The sequence below is a fragment of the Paenibacillus sp. ICGEB2008 genome (assembly GCF_000307675.1).
GTDB classification, from domain to species: domain Bacteria; phylum Bacillota; class Bacilli; order Paenibacillales; family Paenibacillaceae; genus Paenibacillus; species Paenibacillus polymyxa.
In genome coordinates this window covers 154,636-178,975 of record NZ_AMQU01000029.1, presented here as the reverse complement: position 1 = coordinate 178,975, position 24,340 = coordinate 154,636, and the positions used below count along the sequence as shown (strand labels likewise).

General features: G+C 42.0%; 27 protein-coding genes and 1 pseudogene. 14 read left to right on the top strand and 14 right to left on the bottom strand.

Annotation, left to right across the window (positions count from 1 at the left end; all coding sequences use genetic code 11):
* Positions 1-26: 26 nt before the first annotated feature.
* Positions 27-1,032 (bottom strand): annotated as a pseudogene (locus C400_RS0124365) (alpha/beta hydrolase).
* Between the two features lie 399 nt (positions 1,033-1,431).
* Entirely contained in the window at positions 1,432-1,701 is a 270-nt protein-coding gene (locus tag C400_RS0124360) for a CD3324 family protein (RefSeq protein WP_025364821.1), read from the bottom strand.
* Positions 1,702-2,043: 342 nt separating this feature from the next.
* On the opposite strand from C400_RS0124360, the gene C400_RS0124355 reads away from it, so the two are divergent.
* The 3 genes from C400_RS0124355 to C400_RS0124345 all read left to right on the top strand — a co-directional run bounded on the left by C400_RS0124355 (position 2,044) and on the right by C400_RS0124345 (position 4,542).
* On the top strand, positions 2,044-2,766 hold the full coding sequence (locus tag C400_RS0124355) for a TetR/AcrR family transcriptional regulator (RefSeq protein WP_016819016.1): 723 nt from the start codon (positions 2,044-2,046) through the stop codon (positions 2,764-2,766).
* Between the two features lie 26 nt (positions 2,767-2,792).
* Positions 2,793-3,539, top strand: a complete 747-nt coding sequence (gene map, locus C400_RS0124350) for a type I methionyl aminopeptidase (RefSeq protein WP_016819015.1) — start codon at positions 2,793-2,795, stop codon at positions 3,537-3,539.
* A gap of 472 nt (positions 3,540-4,011) precedes the next feature.
* Positions 4,012-4,542 carry a DUF4303 domain-containing protein gene (locus C400_RS0124345; RefSeq protein WP_016819014.1) on the top strand — a complete coding sequence of 177 codons (531 nt, stop codon included), beginning with the start codon at positions 4,012-4,014 and terminating at the stop codon, positions 4,540-4,542.
* Positions 4,543-4,559: 17 nt separating this feature from the next.
* Here the strand turns inward: C400_RS0124345 and C400_RS0124340 are convergent, their stop codons facing one another.
* Entirely contained in the window at positions 4,560-5,243 is a 684-nt protein-coding gene (locus tag C400_RS0124340; protein WP_016819013.1) for an alpha/beta hydrolase, read from the bottom strand.
* A 92-nt stretch (positions 5,244-5,335) separates the two neighbouring features.
* Positions 5,336-6,061, bottom strand: a complete 726-nt coding sequence (locus C400_RS0124335) for an RNA polymerase sigma factor (RefSeq protein ID WP_016819012.1) — start codon at positions 6,059-6,061, stop codon at positions 5,336-5,338.
* Positions 6,062-6,260: 199 nt separating this feature from the next.
* On the opposite strand from C400_RS0124335, the gene clpP reads away from it, so the two are divergent.
* From clpP to C400_RS0124315, 4 genes are all read left to right on the top strand, one after another.
* Positions 6,261-6,845, top strand: coding sequence for an ATP-dependent Clp endopeptidase proteolytic subunit ClpP (gene clpP, locus C400_RS0124330; protein WP_016819011.1), 585 nt, complete (start codon positions 6,261-6,263; stop codon positions 6,843-6,845).
* 69 nt (positions 6,846-6,914) lie between these two features.
* The gene (locus C400_RS0124325; RefSeq protein WP_016819010.1) at positions 6,915-7,121 is read left to right on the top strand and encodes a hypothetical protein; all 207 of its coding nucleotides are present in this window, start codon (positions 6,915-6,917) and stop codon (positions 7,119-7,121) included.
* A gap of 116 nt (positions 7,122-7,237) precedes the next feature.
* On the top strand, positions 7,238-7,903 hold the full coding sequence (locus C400_RS0124320; RefSeq protein ID WP_017428549.1) for an MBL fold metallo-hydrolase: 666 nt from the start codon (positions 7,238-7,240) through the stop codon (positions 7,901-7,903).
* Positions 7,904-8,473: 570 nt separating this feature from the next.
* Entirely contained in the window at positions 8,474-8,878 is a 405-nt protein-coding gene (locus tag C400_RS0124315) for a methyltransferase type 12 (protein WP_232795427.1), read from the top strand.
* 153 nt (positions 8,879-9,031) lie between these two features.
* Here the strand turns inward: C400_RS0124315 and C400_RS0124310 are convergent, their stop codons facing one another.
* The 5 genes from C400_RS0124310 to C400_RS0124290 all read right to left on the bottom strand — a co-directional run bounded on the left by C400_RS0124310 (position 9,032) and on the right by C400_RS0124290 (position 12,686).
* Positions 9,032-9,364: a hypothetical protein gene (locus C400_RS0124310; RefSeq protein ID WP_017428546.1), complete on the bottom strand. Its 333-nt coding sequence runs from the start codon at positions 9,362-9,364 to the stop codon at positions 9,032-9,034.
* 15 nt (positions 9,365-9,379) lie between these two features.
* Entirely contained in the window at positions 9,380-10,600 is a 1,221-nt protein-coding gene (locus tag C400_RS28305) for a WXG100 family type VII secretion target (protein WP_017428545.1), read from the bottom strand.
* A 226-nt stretch (positions 10,601-10,826) separates the two neighbouring features.
* A complete protein-coding gene (locus C400_RS0124300) occupies positions 10,827-11,105 on the bottom strand; it encodes a DUF6809 family protein (protein ID WP_017428544.1) in 279 nt (92 codons plus the stop codon).
* Between the two features lie 243 nt (positions 11,106-11,348).
* A complete protein-coding gene (locus tag C400_RS0124295; RefSeq protein WP_017428543.1) occupies positions 11,349-12,191 on the bottom strand; it encodes an alpha/beta fold hydrolase in 843 nt (280 codons plus the stop codon).
* A 126-nt stretch (positions 12,192-12,317) separates the two neighbouring features.
* A complete protein-coding gene (locus C400_RS0124290; RefSeq protein ID WP_017428542.1) occupies positions 12,318-12,686 on the bottom strand; it encodes a hypothetical protein in 369 nt (122 codons plus the stop codon).
* Between the two features lie 295 nt (positions 12,687-12,981).
* Here C400_RS0124290 and C400_RS0124285 point away from each other — a divergent pair, with 295 nt between their 5' ends.
* From C400_RS0124285 to C400_RS0124270, 3 genes are all read left to right on the top strand, one after another.
* Positions 12,982-14,406: a spore germination protein gene (locus C400_RS0124285; RefSeq protein WP_017428541.1), complete on the top strand. Its 1,425-nt coding sequence runs from the start codon at positions 12,982-12,984 to the stop codon at positions 14,404-14,406.
* 14 nt (positions 14,407-14,420) lie between these two features.
* Positions 14,421-15,629 (top strand): Ger(x)C family spore germination protein, encoded by a 1,209-nt coding sequence (locus tag C400_RS0124280; protein ID WP_017428540.1) that lies wholly within the window; start codon positions 14,421-14,423, stop codon positions 15,627-15,629.
* Between the two features lie 246 nt (positions 15,630-15,875).
* Positions 15,876-16,976 carry a GerAB/ArcD/ProY family transporter gene (locus C400_RS0124270; protein WP_017428538.1) on the top strand — a complete coding sequence of 367 codons (1,101 nt, stop codon included), beginning with the start codon at positions 15,876-15,878 and terminating at the stop codon, positions 16,974-16,976.
* A gap of 53 nt (positions 16,977-17,029) precedes the next feature.
* On the opposite strand, the gene C400_RS0124265 is transcribed toward C400_RS0124270, so the two are convergent.
* Positions 17,030-17,722: a pseudouridine synthase gene (locus C400_RS0124265; RefSeq protein ID WP_017428537.1), complete on the bottom strand. Its 693-nt coding sequence runs from the start codon at positions 17,720-17,722 to the stop codon at positions 17,030-17,032.
* 140 nt (positions 17,723-17,862) lie between these two features.
* Positions 17,863-18,054 carry a DUF3934 family protein gene (locus C400_RS0124260; RefSeq protein ID WP_017428536.1) on the bottom strand — a complete coding sequence of 64 codons (192 nt, stop codon included), beginning with the start codon at positions 18,052-18,054 and terminating at the stop codon, positions 17,863-17,865.
* A 336-nt stretch (positions 18,055-18,390) separates the two neighbouring features.
* Between C400_RS0124260 and C400_RS0124255 the strand changes: the two genes are divergently transcribed.
* The 3 genes from C400_RS0124255 to C400_RS0124245 all read left to right on the top strand — a co-directional run bounded on the left by C400_RS0124255 (position 18,391) and on the right by C400_RS0124245 (position 20,972).
* Positions 18,391-18,903, top strand: coding sequence for a histidine phosphatase family protein (locus tag C400_RS0124255; protein WP_017428535.1), 513 nt, complete (start codon positions 18,391-18,393; stop codon positions 18,901-18,903).
* A gap of 28 nt (positions 18,904-18,931) precedes the next feature.
* On the top strand, positions 18,932-20,344 hold the full coding sequence (locus C400_RS0124250) for a hypothetical protein (RefSeq protein ID WP_017428534.1): 1,413 nt from the start codon (positions 18,932-18,934) through the stop codon (positions 20,342-20,344).
* 199 nt (positions 20,345-20,543) lie between these two features.
* A complete protein-coding gene (locus C400_RS0124245; RefSeq protein ID WP_017428533.1) occupies positions 20,544-20,972 on the top strand; it encodes a VOC family protein in 429 nt (142 codons plus the stop codon).
* 73 nt (positions 20,973-21,045) lie between these two features.
* On the opposite strand, the gene C400_RS0124240 is transcribed toward C400_RS0124245, so the two are convergent.
* Positions 21,046-21,429, bottom strand: a complete 384-nt coding sequence (locus C400_RS0124240; protein ID WP_017428532.1) for a winged helix-turn-helix transcriptional regulator — start codon at positions 21,427-21,429, stop codon at positions 21,046-21,048.
* 231 nt (positions 21,430-21,660) lie between these two features.
* On the opposite strand from C400_RS0124240, the gene C400_RS0124235 reads away from it, so the two are divergent.
* Positions 21,661-22,236, top strand: a complete 576-nt coding sequence (locus tag C400_RS0124235; RefSeq protein WP_016818994.1) for an NAD(P)H oxidoreductase — start codon at positions 21,661-21,663, stop codon at positions 22,234-22,236.
* A gap of 74 nt (positions 22,237-22,310) precedes the next feature.
* Here C400_RS0124235 and C400_RS0124230 read toward each other — a convergent pair whose 3' ends face one another.
* Positions 22,311-23,318 carry a FecCD family ABC transporter permease gene (locus C400_RS0124230; RefSeq protein ID WP_017428531.1) on the bottom strand — a complete coding sequence of 336 codons (1,008 nt, stop codon included), beginning with the start codon at positions 23,316-23,318 and terminating at the stop codon, positions 22,311-22,313.
* A complete protein-coding gene (locus tag C400_RS0124225) occupies positions 23,315-24,340 on the bottom strand; it encodes a FecCD family ABC transporter permease (RefSeq protein ID WP_017428530.1) in 1,026 nt (341 codons plus the stop codon). Before C400_RS0124225 ends, C400_RS0124230 begins: the two co-directional genes overlap by 4 nt.

The window sequence follows — 24,340 nt, the reverse complement described above, 5'->3', positions numbered from 1 at the left end:
GCTTTGTTTACTGCAATCGTACCTTATTAGCCTTTAGCATTATACTCATTAGCGTTTATATCAAATATGTTCAGAGCTTTCAGTAAGGCGTATTCACTTGTTCTGGTCCCTTCTTTTGAAAAATGTGCATCTGGAAAAGCGGGGGACATATGATGGTACCCGGGATAAACATGTAATTCCACTAAGACACCATCAAAGACCAGTTGTTTAGCAAAAGATAAGGCTTCATCAATAAACAAATCAACGGTACCTATATTTATATAAGTCGGTGGTAACCCGGCCAATGACTTTGCACGGGCTGGCACATAATACTCACTTACCTCCTCAGAACCCGGTTCAATCCCCAATACAGATTTCCAGCCAAAATAATTACTTTGTTTTGTCCAAATAAACTCTCCTGCGTATGGATGCTCCGGTGCGATACTTGTGCGGTCATCTAGCATTGGCCTCATTAATCTTAGATGATGGATTTCGAATTCCTTCTGATCGCGAATGTACAAAGCTAAACCAGCCGCCAAACCACCACCAGCGCTACTGCCCCCGACGGCAACTTTCTGAGTATCTATCCCTAACTCTTCCGCATGTTCAATACACCATTTTAGGCCCGAATAACAATCCTGTAACTGACTTGGCTGTACATGCTCTGACGCTAGGCGATAGTACACAGATACACAACAGAAACCTTGTTCTGCACCAAGAGCTGCATTAGCAGGACGATCCACGACTGGACTTCCTAAGACCATCCCGCCTCCGTGTATGGAATAATACAGAGGCATCTTATTATGCTTTGATTGTTTAGGCTTAATGATTTCTATTTGAATATCTGGACCACTAAAATAACTTGGCACAACCTTTTTTTTCCAATGTAACAGGGAACATCTGCGTTACATCTAATGGTTGCATCATTTGAGATTGGCTTTTACGTGCTTCCATTAGTGTAGATTTGGTAAGATCGGTTGTTGGTATTAAATCAACTGCACTGATAATTTCTGGATCAATCAGATGTCTACTTCTACTTTTTTGTTCCCCCATGGTAGTCGTTTCCCCACTTTCTTGTTTCAATGACAATAAATCAATACATGTTTCCCTTCATTTATTCAGAATCGGCACCGTTCCAAATCCGTTGTTTCTGTCGTTTATATTCATATTTTAAAGATTAAAATAAGCTTTATAAATGAAAACAACGAGTTAGAATCATTTTTGACATAAAAACAATAATGAAAAAATGAGGTGCAATCAAATCTTTTGCCAAACAAAAAAACGTGACCGGATTGGTTTTTCACCGCGATCATCCAGTCACGCCCTAAGCTCACCATGTTATGAGCCAAAACTAAATTTATTGACGCGAGTATAGCACCACGCCACTTTGCAAACAGGTATTTTTTATGTCCACTTCATGGGGTATCGATCGATATTCGCTGGCGTATCCCCCTACTTTTTATGTGAATACACAATTTTCTTAATGGTTTCGGTAGAGAGAAAAAACTCCTTAGCTAATTGCTCAATACTGCTACGATTTTGAAAAGCATTTCTGATCGCGGCATTTCGCTGTTCAAGCAACCTTCTCCCGCCACTCAAACTGCCCCAATCCATATATTCCGTTTTTGGCTTAGGAATATACAGAGTCTCTCCTTGAACATATTTTTGAATTTCCATAATTAGTTTTTGAGGTAAAACTTTTGTAGCATTCGTATATCTCAATTTTGCTCGCTCCTTATTTTGATTTTTTAAAATAAGGTGCAAAGCCAAAAATATTAAAAAAGCTTGTTCAGCGTTAAAAAATTGTTTCGCCCCATACAAAGTAACGCTTTCTCAATAATTGGCTTTGCATGAGTGTAAGAAGTCACAGACAATCCCAATAGATTCTCCATCAGTAGGCACCCCCTTTTACTTCGCAAGTATAGCATAACTCTGCTCACCTGATCTTCATCCATTTACGAGGTGCTGTCGGGACGCTTTTTTTGCTCGACTCTTGTTATTCGTAAGCCGATGTTTTATATTGACATAAGAGTAGGTCAAAAACAAAAGAGGTGAACGGACGAGATGTCTCCACGAACGAAGGAACAAAACGAAGAGATCCGGCTGCGGCGACTGGCACAAATCCGGAAAGCCGCTGCCGATGTGTTTTTGAATAAAGGGCCTTTACTGGAAATCCGCGATGTGGCCGTGCAGGCGGGACTCGGCTATGGCACGGTATACCATTATTACGGCAATAAGGGTGATCTGCTCCACGATCTGCTATGGGACGCGTTGGAGCGGTCCGGGGGATGGTTGGAGGCCCCGCGTGCTTCGGCTTCGGGGCAGGCGCCGGCGCGCGGGCATTTCGGCTTGGCTGTGGCGGCAGATATCGGGAACACGTCTGCCGCGGATTCCCAAAGCAAAAGCCGCGAAACGGCCGCTACCGCAGAGCTTGGCCCCGTCGCCGCCGCTGGCGTCCGACTACTGCAGCTTTGGGCGGAGGACCACGCCCTGTACCTGCTGCATAAGCTGGCCGGTGAGGGCTTTGCCTCGCTGCCTGAAGCGCGCTCGGCCCCACTCTCGGACGCTTTTCGCCGGGAGGTGCTCGCGCCGCTTGCCGCTTTGCTGGAGACTGGGCGTGCGGTGGACGAGGTTGCCGCTTCCGGCGAAAATACGGCAGAGTCGCCGTATCGGCTACACCACGCGGAAATGCTGCTGGCCGCCTTGGTCGGCTGCGCCTCGCTTTCGCTTCGTCGCGGAAAGCTGCACGAGGAGGCCAGGGATATCGCCCGGTTTTTAAAATTATAGAATGGATAAGGAGCGAATCATCAAAGATGATCATCTTAAAATCACCTAGAGAAATCGAAGAAATGAAACCGGCAAGCCAGATCGTTGCGGACTGCTACCGCGAGGTGGTCAAACTGATCGAGCCTGGGATTACCACTCGGGAAATCAATGACTTTGTTGCCAGACACATCACCAAGCTAGGCGGCAAGCAGTTTACGAAAGGGTACAACGGTTTCCCCGCCGAAACCTGCATTTCGGTCAACGATGTGGTCGCCCACGGCATTCCTTCGAACCAGGTGCTTATGGACGGCGACTTGCTGAAGCTCGACATCGTCGTGGAATACGGCGGATGGTTCGGCGATTCGTGCTGGTGCTATGCGGTGGGCAATATCCGGCCGGAGGCGCAAAAATTAATGAAGGTGACAAAGGAATGCTTGGATTTAGGGATTGCCCGTGCACTCCCCGGGGGCCGGCTCGGCGACATAACGTCGGCGATTCAACAGCATGCGGAAGCAAACGGGTTTTCGGTCGTACGCGATTTGCTCGCGCACGGGATCGGACGGAGCCTGCACGAGGAGCCGAGCTACGAGCATATCGGCATCGCTGGTAAAGGCATTCGGTTAAAGGAAGGGATGGTGTTTACCATTGAACCGATGATCAACGAAGGTACGTTTCGTATTACGATCGACGACGATCAATGGACGGCGAGAACGGCCGACGGCAAGTTGTCGGCACAATATGAGCATACGATCGCAGTTACACAGGACGGCCCACTGATTTTAACGGCCCAGTAAGAATAAAGACAAACAGTCGGGAATGCGTCATTTTAGGAATAAGTCGCCAACCCGGCCTGCTTGGTCCGGCGAAAGTTCGTAATCCGAAACGTGAAAAAGCGCTGGTCCCAGGCTGGAACCAGCGCCTTTTTACATGGTTTGTATCTTTACCGATTTACGAAAAACCATATTGTTATGCGGTTTTTTATTATGACTTTGGTATCATGTTACGGATTTACACTCTCTCTTGGCTAGCCTATCTTGCATGTATGTTTTTCATTGCATATCTTGCTATTGGCTGAGCAATCAATAGCTCAATCCAAAATGCTACACCAAAATTTCTAAACCAGTTGTGAAAGAAGTTCTGGAAAGGTTCTAGGCTTATTTGTTTCGTACCAACCAAGTTCCTATAATTGTGGTAGGCTGCACTGCATCGAGCTAATGATGTAAAATATAAACAAGCATAAAACTCACAAAGGAGTATATGAACCAGATGAACAATTTTCTGAATGAATTTGAGGAAAGATTTAGAACAGGATTTCTAGATGATCTTAAAAGCATACTGGAAGAAGTGAAGAATGAGAAGGTTTACGCCTGTGCTTTTGGAACAGACAGCGATTTTGTCACCTTATTTCTAGCTGTTAATACGGAGGAATCACTTGTTAGACATGTCATAAACATGAAAGCCGAAGGCCTGTGCAACAGCAAGGAAGATGAAATTTATTACAGATGGGGATTAAGCGAATATCAATATGGCGATACAACACACCTCAATCATATTAGCAAATTTCTGTATGCAACCGACAATGTGTTGGATTATAAAGATGAAATGATAAAAATTATGGCCAAGGTCGTTAAAGAAACCGACGATGTACTTTTTACTCAATTCGGCCAATCCAAAGAAGATATTATTTTTTTCGTGTCCATGACGGATGATGATATGGCCGAGGAACTGGAAGATCAATCTGTAATGCAGATGACAAATGCCAATTTAGTTGATGGCTTCTTGCATCGTTATCAGTAGAAGTCATTTGAAGCAACTCACGAACAGGCAAATTGCAGTTGCTCTTTGGTGTGAAAATAATGCTTTCCACGTTCCATCACTTTTAGCTGGCAATGAAATCGGCTTGCAAACGTAGATATGACGTCATATTCACACAAGTCATCTTCAGAGCCATAAAGTATGGCAGTTGGCTTATTCCATGTATCAATTGGATGCGATTTAACATAGCAGTAATAATCCCAATAAAGTGTTCGCCCAATGGGTGTAGATATTTCTTTTTCAACTTTTAATCTATCCTCACTTACACTGAACCATGTCATCATATTTTTGATTATTCTCTCCATATCTAGCACTGGAGAAAGAAACAGACATTGTTTTAGTGGGAGATGATGATAAGCAAGCAAACTAAAATACGCACCCATGCTACAAGCGAAAATACTAATTTCATGCCATTGCTTTTGTGTGTAACGCATGATGATGTCAAGATCATGAACACAATTTTGAACTTTACAGACGTAGGTTTCTTCTTTGCGGTCACCATGTTCAGGCAAATCAAAACTAATGACTTGATACCCTTGTGCCGTTGCTTCTTCTGCAAATATAACGATCACATCATCTGCCTTGTTTGACATATTACCGTGGATAGCTATAAGTATCTTATCTGATTCACCACCCCACAAAATTGCCGGGATGCCCTCGATTTTCAATTTTTGCTTTATCATTACTTTATCCTCGCTTAAAACAGCTTGTTGTTGTCTTCCTTATCAAAATATTCTTTGTGATTCTATCCTATGATACTACGATGATAAGAAAACTACGCCGCCATCATACTTATGGTATCGAAATTCGCTTGTTTTGCTGAGATGTGACTCCAGAGCAACTTATTATTGACGATACTGATCATAACTTCTGGTTCTATTACATCCTGGTAGGAAAGCATAACCAAAGTTGCAATATCTCCCATCTGATATGCAGCCGTTAATGCCCTTAGAAAAGTTTTCGATTTTTCACTTTCTGGTAAGGATAATTCTCCTTTGAGGAGTTCCTCCTGAACTGCTCCTAACGATTTTCGTGCCCGATGAAGTGCAACTTTTACCGCTCCCTCTGTTGTGCCCAGTATATCGGATGTTTCACTAATCGAAAATGCGAACACATCTCGCAGCAGGAAGACAGTTCTCTGAAGCGGTGATAGATGATTCATTAAGGACTGCAACGCTATCTCAATTTCAAAAGTTCCATGATCCGCTTCAGTCACTTTTGCTTGTTCCCTATTCAATATCCGAGTGAAGACTGCTTTTCTCCGTATCTCATCAATCCAGGTGTTTTTAGCAATCCGCAGCAGAAGCGCTTTGGGATTGGTATGTTCGAAATTGTTTAACTTTCCTAATGCTTTTACCCAAGTATTCTGAGCCAATTCTTCCGCATCCCAATTTGATTTCGTAAGTGACAGACAGTAACGCTTCAGGACCGCCTGTAATTCGTCAAAGTTGTGGATGTTCACTGAATTGTCTGTCATCTGTATAGAATCATCTATGTTCATAGGCCTTCTCCTCCACAGTCATATTCTGCCCTCTGCTAAAGCAAAACCATTTGCTACCTTCATTGTAAACGAATTAGGGGTTGTAGAAGTTACACCATATACGCAAATCGTTTTTCTAATAAAAACTCCGTATCTTTTTACAGTCTGGGTTCGTTTACAAGGAGAAATCAACTGAACCAAGAAAATGGGGGTATACAAAATGAGTGTTTATGTTCCTTATGTTGTTGAGCAAACCGCTCAAGGTGAACGATCATACGATATCTATTCCAGACTGTTAAAGGATCGCATTGTGTTTGTAGGAGCAGCCATCGACGATCAATTAGCCAACAGCATTATTGCTCAATTATTGTTTCTAGCGGCAGAAGATCCGGAAAAAGAAATCTACATGTACATCAACAGCCCGGGTGGCTCTACTTCCGCAGGATTTGCCATTTATGATACGATGCAGTACATCAAACCCGAGGTGCATACGATATGTACTGGATTTGCTGCTTCGTTTGGCGCGATCCTCTTGCTGGCTGGCACCAAAGGGAAACGTTCGGCACTACCGAATAGTGAAATTATGATCCATCAGCCGCACGGCGGCGCACAAGGGCAGGCCAGCGATATTGCGATCAGCGCCAAAAGAATTTTATTAACTCGTGAAAAGGCAACCCATATCACAGCTGAACGGACTGGGCAACCTTTGGAAAAAGTCGAAAAAGATATGGACCGGGATTTTTTCATGTCTGCTCAGGAAGCACTGGAATATGGCATTATCGATCAAGTGATAACTTCTTTGTAGAGTATGCACAACGACTTTATGCTTTCCCTGCTCCGGCCAAGAAACTACAAAAAAACACGAGGTGATATCATGTTAGCAAGTTTGCAAGGCAAGGAAGTAACTATTCATTTCATTGACGGAACATGTGCAAGCGACGGGGTATTGGACCAGATTGACGACAAGTATGTTAAATACCTTACGCAATATCAGACGCTTGTTATTCCAATTACGTCCATTCGCACCGTATCCATAGACATTAAAGAAAAACAATCCAACAGAGTTGGATTCGCCCCATAAATCTAACATAGTATCACAGGTAATCGCCGATCCCACAAGTTTAAGCCATCCTTCCATGATTTGTGGAATCGGCAACCCGCATGGGTGAAAATTTCATTTTACGGAGGCATGGTATTATGGAAATCTCAAAGGGAGTGGAAATGCTTCAACTAGATTTTCATGGGAACAGGATTCATCCCATTCTGTTGTGGGATCGAGAAATGGCAGTGTTAGTAGATACAGGATTTCCAGGACAAATCGAAGATTTACGCATGGCTATGGAAAAGGTAGGCGTGTCGTTTGGCAAACTAAAAGCTGTGATTTTGACACGTCAGGATGTGGATCATATAGGTTGTCTTCCTGAGATTTTGCAGGAGTGTGGCAACAATATTACAGTATATGCGCATGAGCTGGATAAGCCGTATATTCAAGGGGAACTCCCTCTTTTAAAAGATGGTCACCTTGAGAATCCCCCGAAGGGCAGAGTGGACAATACCTTAATAGATGGTCAGGAACTGCCGTTTTGCGGAACAATTCGAGTCATCCATACGCCTGGGCATACCCCTGGTCATATCAGCCTTTATTTGAAGCAAAGTAAGATTCTCATTGCTGGTGATTCGATGTACAGCGAAAACGGGATTCTCAGAGGAATTCATGCTCCGACTACACCTAATATAAGTGAAGCTCGTCTCTCATTGAAAAAGTACTTGGATCTCGACATTGCATCGGTGGTTTGTTATCACGGGGGATTAAGTAATACTAATGTTAATGAGCAGATATTAGGACTTAGCAAAGGATTATAAAATTTACTCTTAGTTACGATATTAAAACCGGATTCCCTTGTAGACCGAAAGGGTCCGGTTTTTCCGTTACGTGAGATGCCTCCATGTAGCGACTAGCGCAAAAATTCAATAAGAATTAATGATTGCTGCTTCCGTTTGCGGTGAACAATACTATTAAGCAAATTTATATGGTTTCATTCTTTCTAGATCTTTCATAATACAATAAATTGATTAACCCTCGAGACTGTAAATATAAGACCCCACTTTAACAAGATCGGAAGATACTGATTTTCCAATGCATATGCCAATATTTTTCTTCCCAGCTATTGAAGTTGAAATTTGAACCGAGCTAACGCTTAACTCAATCAGGCGAGGTTCTGGAACTCGGGTGTGGTACAGGATTGACAACCATTCACTTATCAAAATAGGGATACATATAACAGGTACTGATATTTCTTCATCAATGCTTGAATATGCGCGGGTTAAAGCTCAAGGTTTGCCTGTGGATTTTATTGAAGCTGGTGCTCGTACATTCGATCCGAAAAGCGTTTTTCCATGATATATTCGACAGAAAATGCATTCCAGGCATTTTTGAGCGATGAGGGTCAACGAGCCTCACTCGAAACCGCCTACAAGCACCTAGAGCCAAATGGGTTGTTTGTTTTTGAAACCCGAACCCCCTTGAAAGTATATTTATCCAATCAAGAGGAAAGCATCTGGGGAAATTTTATCGATAAGGATGGAATTAAAGTCAAGGTTTCTGGGACACAGTTGTATGATTCAAGTAACCAGATCATGCACTGGGCGACGTTTCGTGATTGGGGATCGAAGAAAACAACTTCTCGAATTGCATGTCGCTTTACTGATAATGACACGCTTCAGCGTTTATTAACGAGCCCCGGCTTTTGTATCGAAAATCAATATTCGGACTGGGATAAAACACCGTTCACGCCTTTATCTCCTTCTATCATTAGTGTTTGTCGAAAAAAACATTGAGCCCAGAATGAATAATCCCGGGACGTTCATCCCAAGTGTTCGCCGACTGCGCGTATGCACCAATATTTCCTAATATCAAAAACTTATTTCTCCTCAGCGTTCGAGGTGAAATAAGTTTTGAACTGAGTACATTTATCTAGATGAACAGGAGACTTACCACTCGACTTCTTCAAACAGACGGAAAAGCATCTTTTTTTCGAATTCATCTAAAATTTCAAAACCAGTTATCTCATCTTCTTTTTCTCCAAGTTTTATCATAGTAGCGATTGCTAAGTCTCCCACCTTATAGGTACCTAAAAGCTTATCTTGAGGTTCCCTTTTTAAAGACAATTCATTTAATTTTTTTAATATTTCCTCTGCACGAATGCCTTCTTTTCCGATATGTGTCATTGCATGATATAAAACTATGGGGTTTTTTTCTTCTAGCAAATTTTCTAACTCATCTATTGAACATTTTCCTTCTTCTAATTTTTTTACTATATTCATTTTATTCCTCCTGAATTATTTTAAATGACTTGTTAGTAATTTTCTTTCTTGAATATAATTTTCAAATAACATATTTGCAATATCATTACGTCCCAAATCTTCGGCAATTTTTATTTCTCTCATATATGCATTTAATTCCATTTTCACACGATTTATTGTTTGAAAATGGTAACTCATTCCGGGGAATCCATGCTTTGAATCGTCCAGGTAATGAGTATACTCATGAATTAATGCTCCTATAGAAGCGTCTTCATCTATTATTAGTTGGCCGGGCCCACCTTTGCTAGGGGAATAAGCCATTGTGTTGCCTTTATATATAACTTCTACTCCCTCTGAATGTAATTCGTCAATAATTTTATTCCATTCTTGTGGATGTGACTCTCTTCCGGGTCCAATAACTTCTTTTAAAGGATCATCGGGATTTTTTCTAAATTCTTCACCAATATCTCTATAAAACTCTCTTCCAAGAGCAGGGTGCTGTTCACTATCTTTTAAGATATTGCTCGTACTTTTAGCGCCTTCATACTTAACGGATCCCTCCAAAAGATTTTTGGGCTTAATCAGTGCTTTGGTCGACGTAGAACCTATCATCAATCCTGCTGTACCAATCATATTAGCCCAGTGTTCCTTTGACCACGCATTGGTAGGATTGAATGCACCCTGAATCATGCCTGTTACTCCAAATGTACCGAAATTGAGCATGTCATTCCATGAATCGTTTTGTTTGGCTGCTCGTTCCATGTACCCTTGATACATTCCTTTTGGAATACCGTACGTCATATAATCCATGAAACTCCAGAATGAATCAAATTTTTTCTCATATCGTTCTGAATTAGCTACTACAAAATCCTGACCAAGCTCTGCTAAGCTATCCGCCGATTTTTGGAAAGCATTTCGAGTATCTGGAGCAGGAACAGAACATGAATTAGGTGGAGGTGGTAAACAACTGGCGTCAATATTACCTGTTTCCAATAAATCAGTTAATCTAAACTTATCTGCATGATGGCGCAATTCTTTTGCAATAGAATCTGTAAGTGTAACAAATTCATTCATATTCTTCTGGGATGTTTGAAATCTGTAATAGAATTGCTCCTTCGTTATGCCCTCCCAGAATCGTTCCATAAACGAGATATGCTGCGATAACTTACTATTCATCTGCATCACCGTTTGCAGCGCAAGCTCAAACTTCTTAGAGACAGCTATAAGATGTTCGGGTGTCACTTTAATGGTTGTCATAATGTACCTCATTTTGAGTTCGTTAGGACATAATACCATTATTCTAATTTATGGAAAACCTGCTTCATTCCTAATTGTTATAAGAATCAGAAGACTTATTCCCTATGACCTCTGACTTATATTTATTCAAATACTTCTCTTTTGCTGTCCATTCCTAAAATACATCTTACTTAAGTTATATGATTCACCTTATAAAAATAAGCCGATACATTGAAAGCTCGATCTCTTAGTTTCGGTAGTTTATCCCATCAATTATTTCAATTATCGTCAAAGCCCCTGCTTTGTACCCTGAAATATAATCTGAGGCAGATAATATAGAAATCAGTACATCATTTAAATCGGATAGTTCTTCGATTAATTCGTAATCTTGTTCCGACAATTTTGCTTTTAATGCTTTCATAGAAGCGGATATTTTCTGATGGACTAGCTCAAGCTCAGGGTTTTTAGGTTTGGTTCGTTCGCTTGGGTACCATTTTCCATAGTATAAATCCTCCAAGATACTCATATATTCATCTTCTTCTCCCTTTTAATAAGATTTTGTGTAAATTCCAGAATCGTAGATGCATTTTGTTCCCTGAAAATAGAATATCCCATTGTAATGTCAATAATGATGATTTAGCGAATATATCACTAGAAACCATTAAAAAGCCCTACCCCGTAGGATAGAGCTCTACTTTTCTAATGACAACTTTGACAAAGTTGCATTTTCTACTCTAATTTATCTGATCTAATTGTTCGGGTGATTAAACTAATTTGGCATCGAAGTGTGTTTTGAAATTGAATCGATAATTAAATCCCAGTCGTCATAGTGAATCTCATGTCCGGCACCTTCCAATGCCAGTAAAAACGCACCCGGAATTTCGTTAGCAAGATGTATTCCGTGTTCATAAGGGATAATCGGATCTTCAGTACCGTGTATAACCAGTGTAGGAACGTTTATTTTCCCTGTCCTAGCCAAATAGGATTCTCCACCTGACAGCATTGCGTGATTATTCATACTAGCCATATTATTGCTTCTTTTCCATTCTTCTATTGCCAATTGATAAACCTTATTCTCATCGAAGGAATGCTTTGAACCTACTAGAATTCTTGATCTACCCACTACAAAATCAACCACCGATTGTTCGTTCGTCCAATCTATTGCTTCCATATTCGAGAAATAGTCCATAACCTTTTCCTCCATCGGTGGAAGATCGGGAGCAAAATTGGACGTGGCTAAAAGAGTCACCGTTAATACTCTGTCTGGATGTCGTATAGCTATCATCTGAGTCAGCATTCCGCCCATAGACATCCCTGCGATATGCGCTTGTTCAATCTTATAAGCATCCAAAACTCGAATTGCATCATCTGCCATGTCTTCAAAAGTATAGCCTGGTTGACCCGGTTCATAAGTTGTAGAACATCCGACATCTCGGTTATCATAACGAACGACAAAACGACCTGTATCAGCTAAACGCTGGCAGAATTCTTCCTCCCACCAGATCAGTGAGGATTGAGCGCCCATAATCAGTAATATTGCTGGGTGAACTCGCTCGCCGAAACTCTCACTACAGATTTCTATTCCATCGCTTTTTATAAGTAGTTCATTCATGTAGAATTCCTCCCTTCAATGATATATAACAAAAAAACACCGAATATTACCTTCATCACTTATCCTTATTAAGTACTTCCAGTGCCTCTGCCTTAGACAGACAGGAATTACCGATCTACTCGGTCGTTAGTTTAAGATATTTTGTTGCAAGAAATTTAGAAAATCTCTTTGCATAGAGCCAAGCGTAAGAATTTTTTTGATTATCCTGAACCTACTGTGCTGGCCTTTGATTTTAAATGACCATACTGCAGAAGACAGGTGTCCAGAATGATATTTTTGTTCTTGTAAATCAGCTATTTCATATTCAACTTTTTGTACTACTTTTGTGGAAAATAGATTGAGGAAAAGGATAATAATCCGATCATTATTTAAGAGTAATATGGCTCGACTTGTATAAGCCGAAAAGCTCTGTGGAGTTGAATAGCAGATGAGCATGTCAGATTCTCTATGAGGTTCTGCTAGCTTGTCGATCAATTTTTTTGTAATGAATAGCATGATCAAATCCCTCTCTATCTGGATGTTTAAATGAATTGACAGTAAAGAATATCCGTCAAAAATATTATACTACACAAGTAAACTATTCCAAAAAAGGATAGTCATCTGTAGCCTGTTTGAATAATTGGATGAATTGAAATTTGGATAAATTAAGCTCTTTACATAGTATTATTGCAGTTATTGTATCCTCCACCGTTAAAGATGTTATTAATCTTAACGACAATGAACACAATCATGGATTATTGTGGTATTATTTCTGATTATTGTTAATACTACGAATCTGAGGAGGGTAACAATGAAGTTACATACTAAATTTTCAAGACAATTATGCCGGAATATCGAGCTCATTTGTGACTTCATGGGAAACAGTTCGGATTTTGTTGTTCGTGAGATCACGACTGGTCATAAACACGCCGCTCTTTTTTATTTGGACGGCATGACTGACATGCAAAAGGTACAGGACAATGTGATCCGTCCGTTGCATGATCGTGTCTCCTCTGACGAGATCACTTTACCGTTATTGAAAAACGCAATTTTGGACATTGGTGAAGCAAGCTTTACTCAAAACTTTGAAGATGCCTTGGAACAGATCCTCTCAGGTGGTCTTCTCCTCCTCCTAGACGATATGGATGAAGGATTGGTCATTTCTTTGCCTGGATGGGAAGAACGCAGCATTTCGGACTCGAAGACGCAACCAGTGGTCAGAGGTCCGCAAGAAGCGTTTACAGAAACTTTACGTACGAATACGACTATGGTTCGCCGAAGGGTGAAGGATACAAGAGTACGTCTAACTACCATGAAAGTTGGCGAAAAAACTAAGACCGATATATCCGTCATGTATTTACATGGGGTCGCTGACCCCAAAAAGGTGCAGGACATGATATCCAAGTTAAAGAACATGCATGTAGAAGGCGTGCTTGAAAGCGAATATTTGGAAGAATGTCTCCATGATAAACAACTCACGATATTTCCGCTCTTTTACAATTCAGATCGCCCAGACTCCATTGCAGCAGGAATTATGGAGGGGAAAATAGCGATATTTGTGGATGGATCTCCCTTCGCCATCCTTGCACCTGCGGTGTTTGCAGATTTCCTTCAATCCGCAGAAGATTATTATCAATCCTTTGTTTACAGTAGTATCATTCGAATATTAAGGTACATCTGCCTGGCAATCTGTATGTTGGCTCCGGCCATTTATGTCGCATTAACGACATTCCATCAGGATATGATTCCAACCGTTTTATTATTAAGCTTATCCGCGCAACGTGAAGGAGTACCGTTTCCCGCATTTGTTGAGGCGATGATCATGGAAGTGGTTTTTGAAATTCTGAGGGAGGCAGGCCTTCGTATGCCACGGACGGTTGGTCAAGCCGTTTCTATTGTCGGGTCCATCGTGATCGGCCAGGCAGCTGTAGAAGCAAACATCGTTTCGGCTGTTATGGTCATTGTTGTTGCAATAACTGCCATTTCGAGCTTTGTCATTCCCTCGTACACCTTTGCTATTCCAATTCGGATATTACGTTTCGCTTTCATAGGCATAGCCGCTATGTTTGGTGTGTACGGGTTGACTGTTGGTATTCTTATGCTCTTTGTACATCTGAATGGGCTTCATTCATTCGGTGTACCGTATTTGAGCCCCTTTGCCAATTACAAATCGTCAGAGCAGAGGGACGCAATATTGCGTTTTCCATATAGGACAAAAAAACATCGCAAAAACTAAAGGAGTAGACCATCATGAATTCGTATCGATCCACCATTTTATTACTGTTTATGTGCATCTGGCTAATGGTGTTTCTTACGGGTTGTTGGAATAGTAAGGAATTGAGCGCAATTTCCGTCGTGATGGCTCTGGGCATTGATGCTGTTGATGACCAATATGAAGTCAGTTTACAGGTGGTTGACCCATCGAAAATGTCTCAGAATTCCCCCATGGAACGGACGCCAACGATCGTTTTTTCCAAACGCGCCGATACCATATTTGAGGCTATTCGAAAATTAACAACGGAATCGTCCCGCAAAATGTATATGTCTCACTTAAAGTTTGTCATTTTTGATGAGAAAACCGCAAAAAAAGGAATCAAGGAGCCGCTGGACTTTCTATTCCGTGATCATGAAGTTCGGCCTGATTTCTATTTGGCCGTTGTCAGAGAAAACTCGGCAAAGGAGGCCGTTACTTTTGTAGCTCCAACCGAGGTTTTGCCTGCAATGGATATGTATAAAGCATTAAAGATTTCTGAAAAAGCATGGGCTCCAACTTCCGCGGTCAATGTAAAAGATCTTTTGCAGAAATTTACGGAGGATGGCATTGAACCAGTTCTCACCGGTATTCGACTGACAAACGTAGAAAAAGGTCTGACTATTGATAATGTGACAAAGTCGCCTCAACATGTTAAATATTTTTTCACTGGAATTGGTGTTTTCAAGGGCGATCGACTTATCGATTGGATGGATGATTCACAAAGTAAAGCATTTACCTATATATCCAACCGTGTTTCCAGTACCGTAGCTTCCATCGATTGTCCGAATTCCAAAGGAAAATTTGTTGTTGAAGTAATCCGTTCCAAAGTAAAAATACATCCAGAAATAATAGACCATGAGCCGCATATTTCTCTTATTGTGGATACAGAATCCAATATCGGAACAATCTCGTGCAATGCCAACCCTAAGAATGAAGAGACATTTAGAGATCTTCAAGAATCAGCTAAAGAGCATCTGCAACAGTCTTTGAAGAAAGGCATTTCGCACGCACAACAAATCGGTTCCGATATATTCGGGTTTGGAGAAGCTTTTCACCGCAAATTCCCGCGTGAATGGCATAGATGGAAAGAGGATTGGCCACAAAAATTCCAAACACTTAAAGTGGATATTCAGCTCAATTATCGTTTAGTTCGGTTCGGAGACATCACTAGTCCAATTGATATGGGAATACACAATCAGGAGTGAATGCATATGCTTTATGTGATTCTCGTAAGTTCCATTTTAACATCGTTGTATGAGTTTAAAAAATTTAAAGAGAAACAATATGTACGTGAAATTGTATTCAGCTCAATATTGTTGATTATAGGCGTTATATTAATTATCCTACGGATCGTCAGCATTAAACTGCCGACTCCACTAACGGGCATTCAAATCCTATTTCAACCGATAAGTCGGTTACTTACAGAAATGTTATCTTAAGGAGGTATTAGGGTGAATTCCAACTTGACCGTTCGACAAGCTATTATGTGGTTTGCATTATATCAAATAGGAAGCGCATATCTGGTACTCCCAGCGGCAATTACCGCTGCCGCTAAACAAGATGCCTGGCTCTCCATCCCAGTCTCCTTAGGGTTTCATCTGTTATTGATACCTTTATATACCTCCATCGCTAGGCAAATACAGGGGAAATCTTTCGTAGAGCATCTCCGTTGCCTCTTCGGTCCCTTGGGCGGAACGATCAGTATCGTTTTCATTTTTTTCTTTCCCTTTCTTGTGTTCATCATGACGCTTCGAAATCTAGGCGACTTTATCACGATAGCTATTATGCCTGAAACTCCCCCCGACGCCATATATTTCATCATGCTTATAGTCATTTATTTCGCCGTTCGATCAGGCCCAGCTGTAATTGGCCGTTGTGCGGAAATCCTGTTTTTTTTCCTTCTTGTTCTGTATCTTTTAGTCAGGATTACCCTTCTTCCTGAGAGCAAAATAGATAATGTGCTCCCTATTTTTGAGTATGGTTTGAACCCTATCGTTCTCGCTTCGTTCAATTTGTTTGCCTTTCCCTATCTTGAGGCATTTCTGTATCTTTTTTTTGCACAGTACATCCCTGATCCAAAAAAGTGGAGAAAGACAGTGATAACATCTGCTTTGATTAGCGGCGGCATGTATTTTCTCATGGTTCTACAAATAATCGCCGTGATGAGTGAAGGTGTTGTATCTAATTTGACATTTCCTACTTTTTTTATTAACCGAACAATCAGTAGCGGAGAGTTTCTTCAACGGTTTGAAATTTTCGTTGCAGTGTTCTGGTTTGTCACTATTTTTTTCCGACTCGCACTGCTTTTATATGTTTCAGCACAAGGGCTTGCAGATGCTTTTCGCCTTCGAAACGCTAACGCTCTCTTAGTTCCTTTGATCCTAATCGCAATAGCAATGGTTCATTCTATTTGGCCAAACATGCAATTTATAAACAAGTTTTTTTCAGTATGGCCTTTTTACGCCATGATTTTCGGTATTGTGTTTCCTATTGTGCTATGGCTGGTGGGTAAGTTAGGCGGCTCGTTGAAATTACGTAAAAAGTATCACTAAGTTGCGTAGGCCGTATGAACATATTGCCTTCAAATAAACTTTTGTTGTACTCATTATTGCAATTTAGCAAGAAGTAGCTCCAGTTCCTCCTTCTCAAGATGTCTCCATTGTCCACGCTCCAGATGATCCAATGTAATATTCATAATTCGAACACGCTCCAGCTTAAGCACCCTGTAGCCCAATGCCTTGCACATTCTACGAATTTGCAGGTTTAGACCCTGTGTCAAAATAATACGGAACTCGTATTCGCTTATACGATCAACCTTGCACGGTTTGGTAATGACGTTCAATATTTCAACGCCACGAGACATGGTCTGTGTAAATTCATCTGTAACAGGTTTGTCTACAGTCACCACATATTCCTTCTCATGACCATGCTCGGAACGCATCATTTGATTAACAATGCTTCCATCGTTCGTTAATAAAATGAGCCCTTCTGACGCCTTATCCAACCTGCCAATGGCAAAAATACGTGAAGGATAATTGACATAACGAATAATATTGCCCTCCACTTGCTCCGCTGCCGTACATACAATGCCGATAGGCTTATTTAATGCCAAATAAACGGGTTTACTACGGTTAACTGGGATAGTTTCCCCATCAATTAACACGATGTCCTGTGGCTCTACTTCCGCACCCGCTTCACATACGCTACCATTAATTGTAATCCGCCCTGCTGCAATCAGCCTGTTCGTTTCCCGACGTGAGCAGAATCCTGTCTCACTAATGTACTTGTTAATTCGCATGATTCACTTCCTTTACATTGTAGTATCAGATTTATAGATAACTATAGAGAGTGCATCTGCATTGTTTTATTAAAAAAACATCTGATTACATATGCATAATCAGATGTTCGACTTTGAAAACAACCCTATACATGCTCGGCTTACTTACTTCTGCCGCCTCGATTCCCATTTGGCTTGGCAGCAGCGTCTTTTGCAGCTCCGGTCGCTGTATTTCCAGGTGCACCGGTAGCAGCACTTTTTCTCCTTACTGGCTTCGCTGTTTTGTTCCAGCGTGTCCAGCCTTTACTTCCCGTACCTCTGCCGGTTCCGCCACCCTTACTTTTTCCACCCATATTATAATCACTCCATGACTAGTCGTTCAGATTTAACTAAGCTATCATACCATTACTTTGAACATAATGCCCATTTGTTTCGAAAACAGAAGCAATGAATTGAAAATATTTATGTATATCAGTCCTGATCTACTATAAAACTGGATAAGTAGCTTTTAATCGTTTGTTATAGTTATATTTTTTTTTGATTTTTAGATTTTAACTTCGCAAAAATTAGGTGTCAAAAAAAGGACAGCATAATCATGTGAAAGCTCACACATGTTAGTCTCTGGGCGAAAAAAATGTTTACTTAAATTCCTTTAAAGGATAATTTTATCCGAAAAATGAGGGTGTTAAATGAGTACTGATGTAAAGTTATATGTGGCTCGCCACGGTATTGGAACTGGTAATGAGCCAGATGCTCCACTCAGTTCAGATGGCTTTAATCAGGCGGAACAGTTAGCTGGTTTTCTGTCCCAAATGGAAGATTTACATGTAGACCGTTTGATTTCCAGTCCATATACGCGAGCCTGGCAGACTGCGGAAATCATCGAAGAAAGATTAAAAATCAAACTTGGTCCACCTGGAAACCGCCTTAGAGAGCAAGGAGTAAGAGGCGTTACCGAAGAGGAATCGGATGAAATGGTTATCACCCGGGTCACTTCCCTAACGGAAGAATTGCTGAAAAGCGATCAACACACCTTTCTGTTAGTCACCCATCGCTTGATCCTAACACTTCTGTTGCATCACTATGCTCCAGACTTTGTTCTGGAGGAGATAACAAATCCGGATCTCTATCTTTTAACGTTTCGTGATGGAAAGTGCCAGGTGAAGCGTTTGTGGAATACGATGCAGCCTGTTGTAGTTTAATTCAAAAAAACTGGGAGGTAAACTAATTATGCAAGGAATGCTGGAAAGAAATCGCATCACTACTGTTACCAAACCGGATGTATCCAACATGTCTCTTTGTATCGAAAATGTGAAGAAGGCTGTGCTCTCCAATCTTCAGGGACCATCAGATCCTACAGACTATCATCAACTGATGGGAAGACTCCACGCGGCCAAAGCCAAGCTGCCTAAAATATATCAAGAAACGGTTGCAAGTCCGTTTATTAAAGAACTGGACGAGCTCGGGCAACAGGGCTTCACTGAAATTTTAATTCAGGACCCAAGCAGAACTAGAGCTGCTGGACTCATGCTGGATATCGCTCAGAGCATTTTGCAAAATGGAGAAGGCTACAATGTCCTCGCGACCGATGCTTTTCAGGAAATTGTGAGCGACCTGTATGACGGTTTTCTTAGCGCAGAAGATCGCCAAGGAATAAAAGAACCAGATCTCAGCATCATTCCAGCTCTTGTAAAATGGGGAGCGCCGGAAAATGGCCCATACACATGGCCCGCTGACGCCACAGCTGTATTTAAAGTGCAAGCAGCTATAGTTAGCCTTCCTCCTGCACATGCGACAAACGGTCTAATGGCTTGGTCCAGTATCCCGCATGAAGTATGTGGTCATGATATTTTGCATGCTGATCTGGGTCTACTTCAAGAGTTGGCCAATGTCGTCAGAAACAGATTAAACAGCGAAAATATTGGACAAGGGCTACCGGACTACTGGGCTTCTCGCATTGATGAAACCGCGTCTGATGTATTGGGTGTCCTAAATTTGGGACCAGCAGCTGCCATTGGTTTAGTCGGTTATTTTCGGGGTATGAATGCCGCGTTTTCCGGCAGGGCTCAACTTCGAAATGAGGGACCTGCCCGTGATCCACACGCCGCAGATATTTTACGGGGATACTTGGGTGCCTACGCCACTGCACTGTTGGAATTTGACCAAGCTGGAGCATGGGCGGAAATCATTGAATCGGAAACCGACAAGGATTTTTCCAATATTAAACTTAACGGCAGAGCTATCGACGCTAACACAGCAAAACGTTCTGCACGTATTGTGGCAGAATCCATTATGAAGACTAAACTTGTAAGCCTTGAAAACCACAGTCTGGATGAAATCCAGAACTGGAGAAACGAGGATGAGAGCGTCGCCGCACTTTTACGAACCTTGCTGCAAACTACAGGTTCGCTTACTGACGAGCACCGTTCCGGCTTCTACGCTGCGCATGTGGTAGCTGCTGCTATCACCGAGGGTCTTTCTCGCGAAGCGGATCTGCAAGTTATATTTAATCGGATGATATCGCTGTTAAAGCTGATGCACGACACCAATCCTGCTTGGGGACCACTTTTCGTACAGCATCCCGGCGACATTTCACGTCATCTGCTCTATCATCCAGCCTCTCCAAACTTGATTTCCATCTAGACAATCCATAATCATAACCCGCAAAAAGTTTGTTTAAGGGCAAGCATCCTTTTTGCGGGTTACTTTCCTTTAAAAGACGCTCCCCCCTTAACGGCTACGTGTTAGCATGTCAGCAAGAGTGTATTTTTGCTTGTGCACAGGTTAATAATGAAAATAAGAAATTAGCCTGTAAAAAATCAGCCAAAAGGGAATGACGCAGATGTCAGTTGATGTTTATCTTAACTTTAATGGAAACTGTCGCGAGGCAGCAGAATTTTACGCACATGCTTTTGGGACTGAGAAGCCAAAGATCATGACGTTCGGGGAAGCACCGCCCAACCCCGATTATCCTCTACCAGAAGAAGCCAAAAATCTGGTCATGCATACGCGGCTTCATATTGATGGAAGTAATGTGATGTTTTCAGACGTTTTTCCTGGTATGCCTTTTGTTGCGGGAAACAACATCAGCCTCGCCATCGTCAATAAGGACGAGGAGAAAATTCGATCATACTTTCACAAATTAAAAGAAGGCGCGACCGTAAACATGGAGCTTCAAGAAACATTCTGGAGCAAATGCTACGGTAGCCTTAAAGATAAGTTTGGAATTGAATGGCAATTAAGCTATGATAACGGAATGACCGGCAGATAGGCCTTTTATATTGTCATACGACAGTGGAGCCTTCGCAAGCTTTTCTGATTGAATGCTTTGTAAGGGCTTCATATCAATCGCAGCCTTGAAATTCTTCCAAAACCTTGGATTTGTCTCCATGGATCTTATCCAGGTGATTCTCTCCCCAATAGCATAAATGGTCTAGTGCGGGTTTTAATCCCCAGCCGTACTGCGTTAACTCATACTCCACTTTAGGTGGGATTTCATTATAAACCTCTCGTGTAACAATCTCATCCTTTTCCAGGTTTCTGAGCTGAGTGGTCAGCATTTTTTGAGTAATGCCAGGCATTAACCGACGAAACTCAGACGATCGTTTCCGTCCTGTCATCAGATGGTAGATAATTAAAGGCTTCCATTTTCCTCCCATTACCTCTAAAGCTGCTTCCACTCCAACTTGATACTTCTTTTGAACCCTATTTTTGGTCGGTTCATTCATTCCTTTATCCTCCTTTAGAAGGCTACGTTTGCTAAAAACAACCCATCACTTCAATTCGTGACTCAGGTCAATTTAGGTAATCTACCTAGGGCACTTCCATGTTCCTATGGCACCTGTATTATCCTATAGAACGTAAAAGTGCGTACTTCCAGATTATTTTCCTAATGTTTATAATAGCAGCAAGCATGGAGCATGCCTAGAAGTTAGCCTATTGAGAAAGGTAGTGAAAACATGAAAGTACTAGTCGTTGTTTCACACCCAAGAAAAGATTCCCTGACCTTTAAGGTTGCCGGTCGTTTCGTACAAGGTCTTGTCGATGCGGGCCACGATTATGAGATATTGGATTTGCATGGGATCGGTTTTGATCCTGTTTTAAAAGGAGTAGATGAACCGGATTGGTCCGTTGCGGAGCAGTCTTTTTCCCCTGAAGTAGAAATGGAAATAAGGCGGTTGAAAGAGCATGATGCGTTGGCATTTATTTTTCCACTTTGGTGGTGGCATTTGCCAGCTATGCTGAAGGGTTATATTGACCGTGTATGGAACAATGGGTTTGCGTACGGTTCGAATCACCTTCATCATCAGCATATCTTGTGGATTGGCTTGTCCGGCGTTTCGAAAGAACAGCTGAAAAAGCGTAGATATGATGAAATGATTACTCATTTGCTGAATGTGGGTATTGCAGATTATTGCGGTGTTTCCAACTCCAAGGTTGAATTCTTAGATGAGACTCTGGGTTCAAATTCTGCTCATTATGAAATATTGCTGGACCAAGCTTATCGCTTGGGTCTGAATTATGCCAAGGATTAGGCTTTATTTACAAGCCGCTAACCCATCCATATTTTCCATGGAAGTGGGTTAGCGTTTTTTTCGTTTATTAAACTTTAACTGGCCTTCGACAACAAATAGAGAAAATAAGGGGTAACCAAGATAGTGATTATGATTCCGGTTGGAATATCAGCACCAAAACTGATCGTGCGTGTAAGGGTATCAGCAATCAATATAACGAGCGAGCCAACCAATGCAGTAGTAGGTAACAGCAGCTTATGATTGGGTCCTACCAACCTGCGAGCCAGATGGGGACTAACCATGCCCACAAAAAAGAAATTCCCACCAAGTGCCACGCTACCAGAAGCCAGAGCCACTGCTGCGATCGTCAAGCCGATAAATTCCCTTTTAATGGCTACGCCAAGCCCCGATGCTGTCTGATTGCCCAAGTTCAGCGTATTGAGTGTGTTAGACCTGTAAAAAACATAAAAGCAGATGGCCAGCACCCAGGGAAGCAGCACCATAATATAGTTCCAGTCGTCCCCCCACAGGTCTCCAGCCTGCCAACGCAGAGCAAAATCATACTGTTGCTTGTCTAGTCGGAGCGTCAGTAGCAGCGACAATGCGCTGTAGCCACTCCCCATAGCAACACCCGTTAAAATTAGGCCTGTAGGTGAAATGTCTCTTCCCCGCCTAAAAGCAAACATAAAAATCAAAAATGCTGCTGTGAGCCCACCTGCAAAAGCCAGCCCTGGAAGAATAATAGGCGATAGTAATCCCTCACTAGCGAACAGCGTAATATATAAAAGCACGAATAACCCCGAGCCCGAGCTGATGCCTAGTGTCCCTGGACTGGCCATGTCGTTTTTGAGCAAGCTTTGCATAATACAACCCGATATCCCCATGCCAATACCCACTAATACGGAAAGCACAATACGTGGCAGTCGAAATTCAAATACGATCAGATTCTGCTTGCTCGTTCCTTCGCCGATGATGACCTTGAAAACTTCGAGTGGGGACAGATTCATTTTCCCGACATTCATGCTGAGTACAGCAACCAGCAGTGTCAACACAGTTAACAGTAAAATAATGCTTATACCCCTGCTATTGCGGGACAGATTCAACTAAACTCCCTCCTTTGCTTGCGCACAAGGTAGAGAAAATAGGGTACGCCGACCAAAGCAAAAATTATGCCTAGCGGCGTTTCATGAGGGCGATTAATCATTCGACCCAGCAAATCTGCTGCCAGTAGAAACACTGCTCCATACAACGCTGAGGCGGGAATAATATATCGATAATCTGTACCGACCAGATAGCGTATAATGTGTGGCACGATCAAACCTACAAACCCAACAGGACCGACTACAATAACCGATAACCCCGTTAAAATTAATACGATTAAGGTTGAAAATAGCTTGATTCTATTCGCTCGAATTCCTAGGCCTGATGCCACCTCCTCTCCAAAGCTCAAGATCGTAATGGAGGGAGACAGGGCGATAGCACAGACCAAGCCCACTACAAATAGTGGTGAAATGAAAGCCAGTTCACTCCACTTGGCACTGGCTGTACCACCAGCAGACCAATAATCAAGTGCTTGACCAATCTCATACTTAATTGCGAGAAAAGTGCTGAACGCACCAAAGAGCATAGAGATGGACATTCCTGCTAGCACTAAGCGCTGAGGCGTCATCCCCCGTTTGCCTATAGACGCGATGTAGTACGTAATTCCTGTGGTGGTTGCTGCGCCCAAGCAAGAATACAGCATGGTTTCACCATAGGTGCGCCCTGGCAAAAAGACCATACATAGTGCAATAGCAAATGTCGAGCCTGAGCTTATACCAATGAGTCCCGAGTCGGCCAATGGATTGCGAGTCGTTCCCTGCATGATCGCCCCGCACACAGCTAGGCTACACCCAACAATGATGTCCGCCACAGTGCGTGGAAAACGCAATGTATGAATAATTTGGTGTTCCGTAATATTGGGATCAAATTGAAATACAGCCCCCCATGCCAGCTTCAAGCTCATTTCCGCAGCACCAAAGGTGATGGATGCTGCGGAAACTATCATGAGCAGAAACACGCCCACAATCATGTAGCTTACAAAATGAAATATTCCTTTTTTATTTCGTTCTTTGTGAGTAGACAT